This is a genomic window from Rhodococcus gannanensis (assembly GCF_042681175.1).
GTDB lineage: Bacteria > Actinomycetota > Actinomycetes > Mycobacteriales > Mycobacteriaceae > Rhodococcus_G > Rhodococcus_G gannanensis.
The window spans coordinates 40,875-55,654 of the sequence record NZ_JBHUFB010000003.1 but is presented as its reverse complement, the minus strand read 5'-3'; the positions used below and the strand labels follow the sequence as shown (position 1 = coordinate 55,654).

The 14,780-nt window shown below is 69.9% G+C and carries 15 protein-coding genes; 7 read left to right on the top strand and 8 right to left on the bottom strand.

Features of this window, described 5'->3' with window-relative positions:
- From ACFSJG_RS02185 to ACFSJG_RS02170, 4 genes are all read right to left on the bottom strand, one after another.
- The coding region (locus tag ACFSJG_RS02185) for an LLM class flavin-dependent oxidoreductase (RefSeq protein WP_378483570.1) at nt 1-853 on the bottom strand (853 nt) is incomplete at its 3' end.
- A gap of 123 nt (nt 854-976) precedes the next feature.
- Nucleotides 977-2,002 carry a LacI family DNA-binding transcriptional regulator gene (locus ACFSJG_RS02180; protein WP_378483569.1) on the bottom strand — a complete coding sequence of 342 codons (1,026 nt, stop codon included), beginning with the start codon at nt 2,000-2,002 and terminating at the stop codon, nt 977-979.
- Nucleotides 2,003-2,159: 157 nt separating this feature from the next.
- Nucleotides 2,160-3,350, bottom strand: coding sequence for a CaiB/BaiF CoA transferase family protein (locus ACFSJG_RS02175; protein ID WP_378483568.1), 1,191 nt, complete (start codon nt 3,348-3,350; stop codon nt 2,160-2,162).
- A 1-nt stretch (nt 3,351) separates the two neighbouring features.
- Nucleotides 3,352-4,554, bottom strand: a complete 1,203-nt coding sequence (locus ACFSJG_RS02170) for an acyl-CoA dehydrogenase family protein (protein ID WP_378483567.1) — start codon at nt 4,552-4,554, stop codon at nt 3,352-3,354.
- Between the two features lie 188 nt (nt 4,555-4,742).
- Here ACFSJG_RS02170 and fabG point away from each other — a divergent pair, with 188 nt between their 5' ends.
- The 5 genes from fabG to ACFSJG_RS02145 all read left to right on the top strand — a co-directional run bounded on the left by fabG (nt 4,743) and on the right by ACFSJG_RS02145 (nt 9,097).
- Nucleotides 4,743-5,483: a 3-oxoacyl-ACP reductase FabG gene (gene fabG / locus ACFSJG_RS02165; RefSeq protein ID WP_378483566.1), complete on the top strand. Its 741-nt coding sequence runs from the start codon at nt 4,743-4,745 to the stop codon at nt 5,481-5,483.
- A gap of 45 nt (nt 5,484-5,528) precedes the next feature.
- Complete coding sequence (locus ACFSJG_RS02160; RefSeq protein ID WP_378483565.1) at nt 5,529-6,740, top strand: acetyl-CoA C-acetyltransferase; 1,212 nt, start codon at nt 5,529-5,531, stop codon at nt 6,738-6,740.
- 2 nt (nt 6,741-6,742) lie between these two features.
- Entirely contained in the window at nt 6,743-7,210 is a 468-nt protein-coding gene (locus ACFSJG_RS02155) for a MaoC family dehydratase (RefSeq protein WP_378483564.1), read from the top strand.
- A 79-nt stretch (nt 7,211-7,289) separates the two neighbouring features.
- Nucleotides 7,290-8,219 (top strand): LysR family transcriptional regulator, encoded by a 930-nt coding sequence (locus tag ACFSJG_RS02150; protein ID WP_378483563.1) that lies wholly within the window; start codon nt 7,290-7,292, stop codon nt 8,217-8,219.
- A complete protein-coding gene (locus tag ACFSJG_RS02145) occupies nt 8,219-9,097 on the top strand; it encodes a LysR family transcriptional regulator (protein ID WP_378483562.1) in 879 nt (292 codons plus the stop codon). The genes ACFSJG_RS02150 and ACFSJG_RS02145 overlap by 1 nt, the downstream gene beginning before the upstream one ends.
- Before the next feature lie 6 nt (nt 9,098-9,103).
- Here ACFSJG_RS02145 and ACFSJG_RS02140 read toward each other — a convergent pair whose 3' ends face one another.
- Genes ACFSJG_RS02140 through ACFSJG_RS02125 form a run of 4 tightly spaced genes read right to left on the bottom strand, consistent with a single transcriptional unit; the run spans nt 9,104 to nt 12,115 of the window.
- A complete protein-coding gene (locus tag ACFSJG_RS02140) occupies nt 9,104-9,514 on the bottom strand; it encodes a hypothetical protein (RefSeq protein ID WP_378483561.1) in 411 nt (136 codons plus the stop codon).
- A 43-nt stretch (nt 9,515-9,557) separates the two neighbouring features.
- Nucleotides 9,558-10,115 carry an LppA family lipoprotein gene (locus ACFSJG_RS02135; RefSeq protein WP_378483560.1) on the bottom strand — a complete coding sequence of 186 codons (558 nt, stop codon included), beginning with the start codon at nt 10,113-10,115 and terminating at the stop codon, nt 9,558-9,560.
- Nucleotides 10,112-11,809, bottom strand: coding sequence for an alpha/beta hydrolase (locus ACFSJG_RS02130; protein ID WP_378483559.1), 1,698 nt, complete (start codon nt 11,807-11,809; stop codon nt 10,112-10,114). The genes ACFSJG_RS02135 and ACFSJG_RS02130 overlap by 4 nt, the downstream gene beginning before the upstream one ends.
- Complete coding sequence (locus ACFSJG_RS02125) at nt 11,810-12,115, bottom strand: DUF7162 family protein (RefSeq protein ID WP_378483558.1); 306 nt, start codon at nt 12,113-12,115, stop codon at nt 11,810-11,812.
- Between the two features lie 215 nt (nt 12,116-12,330).
- Between ACFSJG_RS02125 and ACFSJG_RS02120 the strand changes: the two genes are divergently transcribed.
- Together ACFSJG_RS02120 and ACFSJG_RS02115 are read left to right on the top strand one after the other, a co-directional pair.
- Nucleotides 12,331-13,575: a CoA transferase gene (locus ACFSJG_RS02120; RefSeq protein ID WP_378483557.1), complete on the top strand. Its 1,245-nt coding sequence runs from the start codon at nt 12,331-12,333 to the stop codon at nt 13,573-13,575.
- Nucleotides 13,572-14,762, top strand: coding sequence for an acyl-CoA dehydrogenase family protein (locus ACFSJG_RS02115; RefSeq protein WP_378483556.1), 1,191 nt, complete (start codon nt 13,572-13,574; stop codon nt 14,760-14,762). Before ACFSJG_RS02120 ends, ACFSJG_RS02115 begins: the two co-directional genes overlap by 4 nt.
- Nucleotides 14,763-14,780 lie beyond the last annotated feature (18 nt).

Below are 14,780 nucleotides of genomic sequence, written 5' to 3'. Positions count from 1 at the left end.
CGTCGTCGGCCGAGGCATCGGCCGACGACTGGTCCGCCATGTAGCCGAGCGCGGCGAGGTCCGCGTTGTCGTGGTAGTCCTGCCACTTCGCCTGTGCCGCTTCGTCGGTCTCCTCGGCGATGATCATGAACAGGGTCAGGGCCCCGACGTCGCGACCCGTCTTCTCAGCGGCGTCGACAAGGGTCGCAGTGGCGTCGGAGATCGCGGTCGGCGTGTTGATCCCGGTGCCCATGATGAAGTTGAAGTCTGCCATCTCCGAGGCGAACTTCATGCCGCTCTTGGACTGCCCGGCGGCGACGATCGGCACGGCCCCGCCGGTCGGGCGCGGGGAGAGCACGCACTCGTCCATCGTGTAGTGCTTGCCCTTGAAGTTGCTGACGCCATCGGCCCACAGCTGGCGCATGACCGTGACGTACTCGGTGGCCTGCTCGTAGCGGTAGCCGAAGTACTCCTCGCCGGGCCACAGTCCCATCTGGGTGTACTCGTTGGGCGCCCAGCCCGTCACGATGTTGACGCCGAAGCGGCCGGGGGCGATGGAGTCGATGGTCGATGCCATTCGGGCCACCATCGCAGGCGGCAGGGTGAGGATCGGAGTGGAGGCGAACAGCTTGATCTTCTCGGTGGCGGCTGCGAGGCCGGCCATCAGGGTGAAGGACTCGAGGTTGTGGTCCCAGAACTCGGTCTCACCGCCGAAGCCCTTGAGCTTGATCATCGACAGGGCGAAGTCGAGTCCGTGCTCCTCCGCCTTCTGCACGACCGCCTTGTTCAACTCGAACGACGGCATGTACTGCGGAGCGCTCTTCGAGATGAGCCAGCCGTTGTTGCCGATCGGGATGAATACACCGAATTCCATGTCGCGCTCCTGACACTGCGGGTGAATGAGGAAGCGTGGCGTCGTTGCCTTCGCTATGACTTCGAATGTATTCAGGCATTATTGCCGGACCGGTCCGCCGAGGTAACGGATTCGTTGCGCCGGTTAACGGTCTTTGACGGGGCCCGCACTACCCCGTTGGACCCACTCCACGTCGAAGTTCCGGTGCACCGGCGCACCCGCGGCGCCGTCGATGCGCGCAAGCAGCAGTTCGGACGCCGCCGTCGCCATGTCCTCCAGCGGCTGCCGGACCGTCGTCAAGTCGAACATCGACCATCCGGACGCGTCGAGGTCGTTGTACCCGACGACCGACAGCTCGTCGGGCACCCGCACACCGAGGCGTTTGGCCGCGTCGAGGGTGCCGTATGCCATGAAGTCCGTCGCGCAGAACAACGCGGTCGGCGGTTCGTCGCGGCTCAGCAACGCCATCCCGCCGTCGAAACCGGTGCTCGCATCCACCGCACCCCGGTACACGAGCGACTCGTCGATCACGATGCCGTGCTCGGCCAGGCCGTCCCGGAGCCCGGACTCGCGCAGCTTCACACTCGGATTCTCCAAAGGACCCGAGATCAATCCGATCCTGCGATGGCCCATCTCGACCAGGTGCTCGGCGACGAGTCGCCCACCGCGCACGTTGTCGGACGTCACGCGATCCACGCGACCCGCCTGACTGCCGTCGACGTCCCGGTTGAGGATCACGAGCGGAATCTTCCAGTCGATCATCTCCGAGACCATCGGCGAGTCCAGGCGAGACGAGATGAACACGACGCCGTCGACCAGCCCGCCGCGCAGCGCGAGGATGTCCTTCTCCAGGGTGCCCTCGGTGCGGTCGCTCATCAGCAACACGCGGTAGTCGTGTTGGGCGAACCGGTCCTGCAGGGTGTTGACCAGCGTCGGGTACGAGGGGTTGCGAAGGTCGCCGCTGACGACCGCGATCGAGGCCGACCGCTGCGTGATCAGGCTCCGGGCCATGACGTGGGGGACGTACCCCATCTCGAGGGCCAGCTCCCGGATCCGCTCGCGCGTCGACTCGACGACGCGGGGATCGCCCCGGAGGGCTCGCGACACCGTGGACTGCGAGACGCCGGCGCGGCGCGCGACCTCGTAGCTGGTGACCGACTTGTTCCCCACGCTGCGATTCTAGGAGCCGGAGCGGCGCCCGCAGTCGCGACGTCCCGTCGCAGACCCATTTCACACACGACCACACGAGCCCGCGGCGGGCGCGATGTCACATCGTGTGCGTCCAGTACGCACGATGTGACATTGCGCCCATCCGGCGGAGCCGGTCTCAGCCGACCACGCCGGAGCCGCGGAGGTCGCCGATTCGGTCGGCGAGCCCCAACTCGGTGAGCACGGCGTCGGTGTGGGCGCCGAGGGCGGGCACCTCACCCATCGAGAGCTCCACGTCGCGGAACGTCATCGGCGGCAGCACCGCCTCGACGGGACCGGCCGGGGTGGTCACCGTCCGCCACCGGTCGCGGTCGCGGAGCTGCGGATGATCGACGACGCCGGCGAGGTCGCGGACCTGCGCGGCGGGCACTCCGGCCTCGGCGAGGCGGGCGTCGAGGTCGGCGGTGGTCCAGCCGGCGGTCTCGGCCCCGACCGCGGCGTCGCACTTGGCGCGATTCCGGACGCGGTCGATGTTGGTCCGCAGATCCGGGTCGTCGGCGAGGTCGGGGCGGCCGAACACGTCGACGACGAGCGCTCGCCAGCCGCGGTCGTTCTGGACACCGATGAGGATCTCCCCGTCCCGGGTCGGGTAGGCGTCGTAGGGCGCGATGACGGCGTGACTCAGTCCCATCCGAGGCACCTGCCGCCCTGCGTACATCTGCACGTACAGCGGGTGGCCCAGCCACTCCACCGTCGCGTCGAACATGGACACGTCCACGGTGGCGCCGTCCCCGAACCGTTCGCGGCGCAGCAGCGCCGACACGACCGCGTTGCAGACGTACGTCCCGGCGGCGATGTCCGCCGTCGGGATCCCGGTCTTGGTCGCGGTCTCCGGGGTGCCCGTCACCGACACCAATCCGGCCTCCGCCTGGATCAGGAGGTCGTACGCGCGGCGGTCGCGCATCGGCCCGTCGGCCCCGTAACCGGACAGGTTCACCGCGATCAGCCGCGGATCGCGGGCGCGCAACTCGTCGGCGCCCAGTCCCAACCGGTCGGCGGCACCGGGCGCGAGGTTCTGCACGAACACGTCGGCCCGCGACACCAGCTCGCGCACGATCTCGACGCCGTCGGGCGACTTGAGGTCCACCGCGAGTGATTCCTTGCCGCGGTTCAGCCACACGAAGTGCGACGCCTGCCCGTGCACGGTGTCGTCGTACGAGCGGGCGAAGTCACCCTCGCCGACCCGCTCGACCTTGACGACCCGCGCACCGAGGTCGGCGAGGTGCCGGGTGGCGAGCGGCGCCGCGACAGCCTGCTCGAGCGCCACCACCAGGTAACCGTCGAGCGGAAGCGGACCGGGACCGGTCACGTCAGCCGGCCGACTTCGCGGCCTTGACGAGGCCCCGCCCGATGATCAGGCGCTGAATCTCGCTCGTTCCCTCGTACAGGCGCAGCAGACGCACGTCCCGGTAGATGCGCTCGACGGGAACGTCGCGCATGTAACCGGTGCCGCCGTGGATCTGCACGGCGAGGTCCGCGACCTTGCCGACCATCTCCGTGCAGTACAGCTTCGCGACCGACGGCGCGATGCGGCGGTCCGTCTCGTCGACCCACGCGCGCGCCGCATCGCGCACCAGGGCCCGGCCCGCCATCACGCCGGTCTGCTGGTCCGCGAGCATCGCCTGCACCAGCTGGAACTCCCCGATCGGGTTGCCGCCCTGGGTGGCGGTCGCGGCGTAGGCGACGGACTCGTCGAGGGCGCGCTGCGCCTGCCCGACCGCGAGCGCGGCGATGTGCACGCGGCCTCGGGCGAGTGACGTCATCGCGGCCCGGTAGCCGGCGTCCTCGTCGCCGCCGACGAGCGCGTCGGCAGGCACCCGCACCTCGCTGAAGTGCACGTCCGACGTCCAGGCGCCCTCCTGCCCCATCTTGCGGTCCTTCGCACCCACCGTGACGCCGGGCGCGTCCGCGGGGACGAGGAAGACGGCGATGCCCTCCCCCTGCTCGTCACGGGGGCGGGTGCGGGCGAACACCACGAACAGGTCCGCGAGCGGCGCGTTGGTGATGAAGCGCTTCTCCCCCGAGATCACCCAGTCGTCGCCGTCGCGCACCGCCCTTGCGCGCAGGCCTGCCGGGTTGGAGCCGGCGCCGGGCTCGGTCAGCGCGAACGAGGCGACGACCTCCCCGGAGGCGATCGGGTCCAGCCAGCGCCGCTTCTGCTCGTCGGTACCGAATCCGACGAGAACCTGCCCGGCGATGCCGTTGTTGGTGCCGAACATCGAGCGCAGCGCGAGGGTGGTGTAGCCGAACTCCATCGCCAGCTCGGCGTCCTGCACGAGGTTCAGGCCGAGACCACCCCACTGCTGCGGGATCGCGTAGCCGAACAGCCCCATCTCCTTCGCAGCGGTGCGGATGTCGTCGGGGATCGCATCGGAGTCGGCGATCTCCTGCTCACGCGGGAGCACCACGGACCGGATGAACCGCCTCGTCTGGGTGAGGATCTCCGCGAAGTCCTCGGCGCTCACCTCGGCGCCGCCGGGTACCACGCCACCGGCAGGAATGGCAGTCGTCATGGCATCCACCCTCCTCACCGGGTCCGACCGTGTCCAATACGAATCCGCCTACCCCCGCGTTAGCCAATTCGGATCACCGATCCGGCCGCGAGCCCTTCCACCGTCCACCGGGCCGTGGCTAGGGTGGAATCCGTTGGCGTCCTGCCACGTTCGGCACCGAACCGCCGGCCCCGATTCGAGGAGTGTCCATGCCCTTGCTGTCCGAGCGCACCGCCGTGATCACCGGCGGCGCACAGGGAATCGGCTTCGCCATCGCCGAGCGCTTCGTCGCCGAGGGAGCCCGGGTGGTCCTCGGCGACGTCGACGAGACGGCCGTGAAGGAGGCCGCGAACAGGCTCGGCGGCGACGGGATCGCGCGCGGTGTGCGCTGCGACGTCACCTCCGGCGACGACGTGCAGGCGATGCTCGACACTGCAGTGGAGGCGTTCGGCAGCCTCGACGTCCTCGTCAACAACGCAGGCATCACCCGCGACGCGACCATGCGGACGATGACCGAGGAACAGTTCGACCAGGTCATCTCCGTCCACCTCAAGGGCACCTGGAACGGCATCCGACTGGCCTCCCCGATCATGCGCGAGCAGAAGTCCGGCGCGATCGTGAACCTGTCGTCGCTGTCCGGGAAGGTGGGCATGGTCGGGCAGACCAACTACTCCGCCGCCAAGGCCGGCATCCTCGGGATGACCAAGGCCGCCGCGAAAGAACTTGCACACCATGGTGTTCGCGTCAACGCCATCGCACCGGGGCTGATTCGCACCGCGATGACCGAGGCGATGCCGCAGAAGGCGTGGGACCAGAAGATGGCGGAGATCCCGATGGGCCGGGCGGGCGAGGTCGAGGAGGTCGCGGGTGTCGCACTGTTCCTGGCCTCCGACCTGTCCTCGTACATGACCGGAACCCGCATGGACGTCACCGGTGGGCGCTTCATGTGACACGTCCTGCACCACAGTCCGATTCGGCATCCCGAGGAGTCACTCGTGCGTGAAGCACTGATCTGCGAGCCCGTCCGCACCCCGATCGGCCGCTACGGCGGCATGTTCACGTCCCTCACCGCGGTCGATCTCGGCGTCACCGCGCTGAAAGGACTCATCGAACGCACCGGCATCTCCCCCGACGACATCGAGGACGTGATCCTCGGGCACTGCAACGGCAACAGCGAGGCGCCGGCCATCGGTCGGGTCGTCGCCCTCGACGCCGGACTGCCCGTCACCGTCCCCGGCATGCACGTCGACCGCCGCTGCGGCTCCGGCCTGCAGGCCGTGATCCAGGCGGCGATGCAGGTCGCGGCAGGTGACAACGATCTCGTCGTGGCCGGCGGCACCGAGTCCATGAGCAACGCGGCGTTCTACTCCACCGACATGCGCTGGGGCGGCGCGCGGGGCGGCGTCACCATCCACGACGGACTCGCCCGGGCCCGCGAAACCGCGGGTGGACGCTTCCACCCGGTCCCCGGCGGCATGCTCGAAACCGCGGAGAACCTGCGCCGCGAGTACGCCATCCCCCGCGAGGAGCAGGACCGGCTCGCGATGAACTCCCACCGGCGCGCGGTGGCGGCGCAGCAGTCCGGCCTGCTGGCGGAGGAGATCGTGCCCGTCACCGTGCCGGGCCGGCGGGGCGACACCGTGATCGACACCGACGAGCACCCGCGCGCCGACACCACGATGGAGTCGCTCGCGGCGCTCAGGCCGGTCCTCGCCAAGACCGATCCGGACGCGACCGTCACCGCGGGCAACGCCAGCGGCCAGAACGACGCCGCCGCGATGTGCATCGTCACCACCGCGGAGAAGGCCGCCGAACTGGGCCTGCGTCCACTGGTGAAGCTGGTGTCCTGGGGCCTCGCCGGGGTGGCGCCGAAGATCATGGGGATCGGGCCGGTTCCGGCCACGGAGGTGGCGCTGCGCAAGGCGAACCTGACGCTCGGCAACATCGACCTGATCGAACTCAACGAGGCGTTCGCCGCGCAGGCGCTGGCGGTGATGCGCGAATGGAAGTTCGCCGAGGCCGACCTCGAGCGCACCAACGTGCTCGGCTCCGGCATCTCCCTCGGACACCCGGTCGGCGCCACGGGCGGCCGCATGCTCGGCACCCTCGCCCGCGAACTGCACCGCCGCGACGGCCGGTACGGACTGGAAACCATGTGCATCGGCGGCGGGCAGGGCCTGGCCGCGATCTTCGAGAAAGTGAGCTGACCATGACGACAGGCGCTGCCACCACCTTCGAGTCGCTGGACGCCCTGGAAGCGGCCCTCGGCACCCCGATCGGCCCCGGCGAGTGGATGACGGTCGAGCAGGACCGCATCGACGCGTTCGCGGAGACCACCGGTGACCACCAGTGGATCCACGTCGACCCCGAACGCGCGGCGACGGGGCCGTACGGCGCGACGATCGCGCACGGCTACCTCACGCTGTCGCTGCTGCCGATCCTCGGCGGCGGCCTGTACTCCATCGGCACCGGATCGGCTCGGGTCAACTACGGCAGCAACAAGGTTCGCTTTCCGTCACCGGTACGGGTCGGATCCCGCATCCGTGCGACGGCGACGCCGGTGGCACTCGAACGCAAGGAAGCGGGCGCGTTCCTGACCACGAAGTTCGTCGTCGAGATCGAAGGCTCCGACAAGCCGGCCTGCGTCGCGGAGGTCGTGACGCTGATCGTCCCGTGACCGCCGCCGGTCCGGCGCACGGTCACCGGGCCGACAGGCCGTGACACGGGTCGGGATCCGCCGGTTCTACGATGGGCCGGTGGATCTGCACCTCGCCGCCTACTTCGTCGCGGTGGTCGACCATGGCGGCATCACGAAGGCGGCGAACGCCCTCTACATCTCGCAGCCGTCGCTCTCGCAGGCGATCCGCACCCTCGAACGTCGCCTCGGAACCACCCTCTTCGACCGCAGCGGACGGCAACTCGAACTCACCGAGGACGGCCGCAGACTCGACGTCGCGGCCCGTCAGATCCTCGCCGACGTCGAACGCGCCAAGGAGCGGGTCGCGGCGGTCCGCGAACTCGACGCCGGACGCGTCGACCTCGTCACCTCCTCCCCCTTCTCCATCGATCCGATGGTGAGCATGGTCCGCGTGTTCCGGGACCGGTTCCCACGGGTCATGGTCCGCATCCACGACACCCCCGGCGCGCGGGGTGTCCTCGACGCGCTGCGTCGCGGGTCCGCGGAGATCGGGATCGTCGACCTCGCGACCACCGACACCGGGTCGATGCGGACGGTGCCGCTCCTGACCCAGGACCTGGTCCTCGCACTGCCCCCGGAACTGGCCGCCGGCGTGCCGGACCCGGTGACGCGGGAGCAGGTGCGGGCCCTGCCGCTCATCCTCGACGTGTCGGGGCGCGGCGGCACGGACCCCGTGGTCGACGCGCTGGGTGAGGGCGCCGTCGCGGACGACCCGGAGGACACCGACGGCCCCACCGTCGTCGTCGACTGCGCGCACCCCGCGGCGACCTGGGAGCTCGTCGCCCGAGGCGCCGGTTGCGCGCTGGTGCCGCGATCCGTCGCGGAACAGCACATTCCCGGCGCGGCGCTCCGGTCCGTGCACCCTCCCCTGACCAGGAGAGTCGGGCTGGTGCTCCGATCCGGTCCCGTCTCTCCCGCAGCGGAGGCGTTCGTGGCCGCGGCGGTGGACGCCACCGGCACCGCCGGTCACGGGATCGAGGCGGTCTGATGGAACGCCGCGAACTGGCCTACTTCCTCTCCGTCGCCGAGCACGAGGGCATCGGCGGGGCGGCGGCGGCGCTCGGGGTAGCGCAGCCGACGATCTCGCAGGCACTGCGCGGACTCGAACGCGAACTCGGGGTCGCACTGTTCGTGCGTGTGGGACGCGGGATGGTGCTCAGCGCGGCCGGGCGGAGCCTGGTCGGCCCTGCACGGAAGATCCTCCGCGACATCACCGCCGTGCACGACATGCTCGGCGCGCCCGAGGACGGACTCACCGGCCACCTCGATATCGCCGCGTTCTCCGCCCTGGCACCGGAGGTGGTGCCGCTGGTGGCGGCGTTCCGTCACGCGTACCCGGACGTCGTCGTCGGATTCGGCGAATTGGTCGAGGAATCCGCCGCGTCGGCACTGATCCGGGACGGCCACAGCGAGTTCGTCGTCGTGCACCTGCCCATCGACGACCCGCGCCTCGAGGTGATCGAGCTCGGGTCCCAGGAGTACTGGCTGGCGTACCCGCCGGGGACGGCGCTCCCCGACGGCCCGGTCCCACTGTCGGAGCTGCCCGACGTCCCGATGGTGTTCGTACCGCAGGGCCCGTCCGTCGCCGACGAGATCCAGGAGGCGATCCGCGATGCCGGGGCCACGGTGGAACTGGCCGTGCTCGTCGAACACCGTGAGGCGCGCATCCCGATGGTTCTCGCGGGGCTCGGTGGCACCATCATCGAGCGTTCGCTCGCGGAGGCCGTCGCCGACCGCGCCGTGGTGCGGCCCGTGGAACCACCGATCACCCGGACCTTCGGCGTCGCGTTCGATCCGGACGCACTGTCACCGGTCGGCCAGGCGTTCGCCGCCGTCGTGCGAGCCGGTTCCCACCCGACCGGCTGACCCACGTCAGTCGTTCCACGCCGGCCGGAGAACTCCGCTCCGGAAGTGGGCGCCGTCCTCGTCCTCGTCGGCGGGTTCGACCGGCGACCGTGGTGCGGCGGAGACGGTGGAACCGACTCCTGCGACGACCCTGGCGACCAGCGGGTCCGCCACGAGTTCGTCCCGCAGTGCCTGCGCCTGACGTGTGGCGTCGGCGCACGCCGCACGATGGGTGTCGGCGATGGCCGCGGCCAGCGCGGTCGCACCGAGGGCGAGGCCGCCGTCGTCGATCACCAGGGCGACCATGGAGCCTGCGGCGTCCGCTTCCACGGCCACGTGTCCGGCGGCGGACCGCGCGTGCCCGCGCACGAGCGTCACCGCGTCGTGGACCCGACGCGCCTTCGCTGCCAGTTCCTCGAACCGGGGGCCGGGGGTCATGGCCACGCCTCCGGGTCCGGGGTGCGGATCACGCGGAGCGCGGTCACGGCGTCGGGCCGGTGTGGGCGGCGGGTAGTCGGCATCCCGTCCCGGCGCTGACGAGGGCGGCGACCTTGGTTCCGAGGTCGACGTGTCGTCCGTCGTCGCTGGTGAAGATCACGTCGTGGTCTCCGGGTTTGTCGACGTACACGGTCAGGTTGGTGATTCCGAGTGGAGTGAGGATGTCGCGGGCGGCCTGGAGAACGGCGGGCCAGGCGGTGTCGGGGATCGGAACCGCCGATACGTAGTTCGGCAGGTCCACCTCCCGGCCGTCGGTCTTGCCGAACGCTCCACCACAGCTCGATTGGCTGCGCTCCCTCTTCCATTCCCAGCGAAGCTCCGGCGCGATCGCTCCTGCCGCATCGGCGATCTGCAGGACCGCGGCAGTGATCTCCGCTTCCGTCACTTCGAGCGTCGGACGGGTGGGAAGGATCGCGGCTGCGTCGGCGATCTCCTCGTCGGTGTGGTTGTACGGGTTCTCCATGATGCCTCCGCAGGCCGTGGTCAGCAGGGTGAGTGTGGTGGCGAATGCGGCGAACCACGGCCGGGTTCGGAGGCTCATCGGTACACCACCTGGTCGGGAAGGCCCGCCACGATCGAGGCCATGTTGTATCCGGACATGCGCAGCTCCTGGTTCTCGCCGAATTGCGGGTACTCGCTGTGTGATCCGACGCCGTCGCGGGTGATGCCGTCGGGGCTTCGGCCCGGGTCAGTGGAGAGCTGCTCGAAGTCGGACGTACTCGGGTCGGGGCCGAACAGTCCAACCTTGCCTGCCTCCGGGATGAAGACGTCGCCGTCGGCCTCCATCACGTACGCGTGGCCCTCGGCGAGACCGAGATCGGATTCGTCACCTGCGTTGATGCCGGGTGACCCGTAGAAGACGGCGTCGTCGACGGGTTGGCCCGGCCCGGGGTCCTGGAGCGCGAGGCCGGTGGTGAGTGAACCGTAGGAATGTCCGAGGGCGCTGATGTGGGGGTCCGGGCGGGTCGAGGCGACATCGAGTCCGTCGAAGAACGAGGCCAACTCGGGGGCGCCGGCGTTCGCGCGATCCGTCTGCACCACATCGCCGTAACCACGCAACCCGTCCGAGATCGGGTTGGAGGGACCGGTGCCCGCTTGGGGCGGCTCGTATCCCAGCCAGGCGACCGAGGCCACGGTCTCGTCACCGCGACCGGCGCGGTCCAGTTGCTTCTCGGCTTCCTTCTTCAGTGCGTCCGCCTCGTCGACCATGCTGTTGAAGGACTCGTCGATGTTGGTGTTCAGCCCTGGAGTGGTGACGGAGATGTGGTCGGCGGTGTCGGGGTCGCCCACCGCGAACGCGGCCATGCCCCGTTCTCCGGACTGCAGGTCGAGGAGCATCAGTCGGCCGCCCGGGTTCGCGGCGACGATGTTCTCGATCTCCTCGAGGTCACGGAGCTTCTGCTCGGTGTACCAGAGCGCGGCGTCGTCGTTCGTGAAGGTGCCACCGAAGAGGTTGTCGTCGAGAGCGCCTTGGAGGCGGTCGCGTTCGGCTTCGAGGCGGGCGCATTCCTCGTCGAATCGGCTGACGTTCGCCTCGTGGCGGACCGCGGCGGGGATGCCGTCACGGTTTCCGACCCAGTCGGGGTGCTCGTCGACGATCCGCCGACGCTGCTCCTCGTCGAGCGAGTCCCAGTACTTCTCGTTCTCGTCCGCGGACGCGTCGGCGGCGGGAGGTGCGGGCAGGTCCCCGCCGGCGATGCTCTTCGCCACGGTGCCGGCGCCCCCGAGTTCGGCGGTGGCGGCGTCGAGTGCTGCGGCTGCGCGGGCGTCGAGTTCGGCGACGGTGTCCAGCGCGGGTACCAGCCGAGCTTCGAGGACCTGCGCCAGTTCGGCGAGGTGGGCCTCGAGCATCAGGTCGGCGACGGGGTTTCCGGAGACGAACGGCGGCGCGGTGACGCGGCCGTCGTCGGTGACGGCGAACCCCGATGCGACGGCGTCGTCGGCGATCGCGAGGGCCGCGGTGCGGGCCGGTCCGAGACCCGAGGCGGCCCGGTGGAGGGCATCGGCCTGCGCCGTGACGGCGGTCGCGACGCGGCCAGCTGCGGCACGTTCCGACGTCGAACGGTCGCCGGCGGCTTCGGCGGCGTCACCGCGCCACGTCGCGCGGGCGGAGTCGACGTGTGTGGCCGCAGCCGTCGTGGCATCACCGAAGACGCGGTTCGCGGCGGCGGCGGCATCGCCCGCAGTCGCGAGGAGATCCGGCTGCCAGGTGCGGAGCTGCGAGAGGGTGACCATTTACAGACCACCGCCGGTGACGCCGAGGGACGCACGGAACGCGTTGTCGGTGTCGGCGTAGCCGTCCGCGCTCGACCGCGCGGCTGCGGCCATCTCCCGCAGCGCGTCGGTCCTGACGCGGTACGCGTCGAGGAGTGGGGTGCAGGCACGGCCGGCCGCCGCACCGACAGCCGAACCCGGCATCCCGGCCGCGACGGCCCCGATCGCGGCGGACGGGTCGACCCCGGCGATCCGGTCCGCCTCGCCGTTCAGCGAGGCGGCGAGTGCGCGCAGCGCGTCGGTGTCGACTTCGAACGGTTGTCCCACCTGGATCCCCCCTGTCCGTCCACACCCTGTGAACGCCCCACGAAGTTCGACGCACACCGGGACCGTCCGGTTCCACCGCGAGCACCCGCCATTGGCACCCCCTATCCCGCCGATAGGCAACTTGCGGGGAGCACCGACACGATCTCGGGGCACGATGGACACGATGTGCCGGCGAATCCGACGACGATCCGGCTTCGACGTGAAGGAGTGCACTGGTGACGCCAACCCCCGGTCCGGACGCCGGACTCCTCCTGGCGGGCACACGCATCGTCGAGGTGTCGAGCTTCGTCGCGGTGCCGCTCGCCGGGATGACGCTCGGACAGCTCGGCGCCGACGTGACGCGCGTCGACCCGATCGGCGGCGCGGCCGACTACCACCGGTGGCCACTCACCGACGACGGCGAGTCGCTGTACTGGGCCAGCCTGAACAAGGGAAAGCGGTCGCTGGCCGCGAACTTCCGCGACCCAGAGGCGCAGGCGTTGATCGCCGACCTGATCGTGGACGCAGGCATCCTGGTCACCAACGCCGCGGGCCGTGACTGGCTGGACCACGACACTCTCGCCGCACGACGACCCGACCTGGTGCACGTGCAGTTGCTCGGTCGCGCGGACGGCGGCGCCGCGGTGGACTACACGGTCAACGCGGCGATGGGATTCCCCCTCGCCACGGGCCCGGTGGGGGTGTCGGCACCGGTGAACCACTTGCTGCCCGCGTGGGACGTCGCAGCCGGCCTGTACATGGCGCTGGCGGTGGCGGCGGCGGTCCGTCGCCGGGACGCCACCGGCTTGGGCGCCCGGATCGTGCTGCCCCTGGAGGACGTGGCACTGGCGACCGTCGGCAATCTCGGTTATCTCGCGGAGGCCCAGTTCGGTGGACCGGATCGGGAACGACTCGGTACCGCCGTCTACGGCACGTTCGGCACCGACGTCGTCACCTCCGACGGGGCGCGGTTCATGCTCGTGGCCCTGACGCCGCGGCACTTCGCGGACCTGACCGCACTGACCGGCACCACCGACGCGGTCAAGTCGCTGGAAACGGCTCTCGGCGTGGACTTCCGGGACGAGGGAACCCGGTTCCGGCACCGCGACACCCTCTCCGGTCTGATTCGATCATGGTTCCTCGAGCACACGGCGGTGGAGGCGGCCGAGGCGCTGGCGGCGAGCTCGGTCCTGCACGAGCGGTACCGGACGTTCCGTGAACTGGCGGCGGACCCGATGGTCACCGACAACCCGATGTTCTCCGTGCTGGACCAGCCTCGCATCGGTCCGCACCTCGCGCCCGGACTGCCGATGGCGATCGACGGCAGGCGGGAGGCGCCCCGTCCTGCACCGGCGAACGGCGACGACACCGCCGCCGTGCTCGCCGAGCGCCTCGGCCTGAGTGCCGACCGGCTCACCGATCTCACCGCCCGCGGAATCGTGAAGGTGTCCGCCCCGACCGCACAGAAGGACGCGCGATGACAAAGCTGGCCCAGACCCCCGGACTGACCGAGTTCCAGACCGACATCCTCGCCGCGGTACGCACCTTCGTGGACAAGGAGATCATCCCGAACGCGCAGGAACTGGAACACTCCGACACCTATCCCCAGGCGATTGTGGACAGGATGCGGGAGATGGGCCTGTTCGGGCTGATGATCCCCGAGGAGTACGGCGGACTCGGTGAGTCTCTGCTCACCTATGCCCTGTGCGTGGAGGAACTGGCACGCGGGTGGATGAGCATCTCCGGCGTGATCAACACCCACTTCATCGTCGCGTACATGATCCGGCAGCACGGCACCGACGCACAGAAGGCGCACTACCTGCCTCGGATGGCCACCGGCGAGGTCCGGGGCGCGTTCTCGATGTCCGAACCGGAACTCGGATCCGACGTCGCGGCGATCCGAACCCGAGCCACCCGCGACGACGACGGCTACGTGATCAACGGCCAGAAGATGTGGCTCACCAACGGCGGCAGCTCCACTCTCGTTGCGGCACTGGTGAAAACCGACGAGGGCGCCGCGAAGGCGCATCAGAACCTGACGACCTTCCTGATCGAGAAGCCCGCCGGGTTCGGCGAGGTGGTCCCCGGCATCACGATCCCCGGGAAGATCGACAAGATGGGGTACAAGGGCATCGACACCACAGAGCTGATCTTCGACGGCTACCGAGCCTCCGCCGACGACGTTCTCGGTGGCACACCGGGTCTCGGCTTCGGGCACATGATGGACGGCGTGGAGGTGGGCCGCGTCAACGTCTCCGCCCGCGCCTGCGGGATAGCCATCCGCGCCTTCGAGCTCGCCGCCCGCTACGCCCAGCAGCGGTCGACCTTCGGTAAACCGATCGTCGAACACCAGGCCATCTCCTTCAAGCTCGCGGAGATGGCGACGAAGGTCGAGGCCGCGCACCTGATGATGGTCAATGCCGCCCGCCTCAAGGACTCCGGTGAGCGCAACGACGTCGCCGCGGGCATGGCGAAGTACCTGGCAAGCGAGTACTGCGCCGAGGTCACCCAGGAGAGCTTCCGCATTCACGGCGGCTACGGTTACTCGAAGGAGTACGAGATCGAACGGCTGATGCGGGAGGCACCGTTCCTGCTGATCGGCGAGGGCACCAGCGAGATCCAGAAGACGATCATCAGCAAGGGTGTACTGCGCAGCTACAAGAACTGACCGCGCTTGCGCACCCCC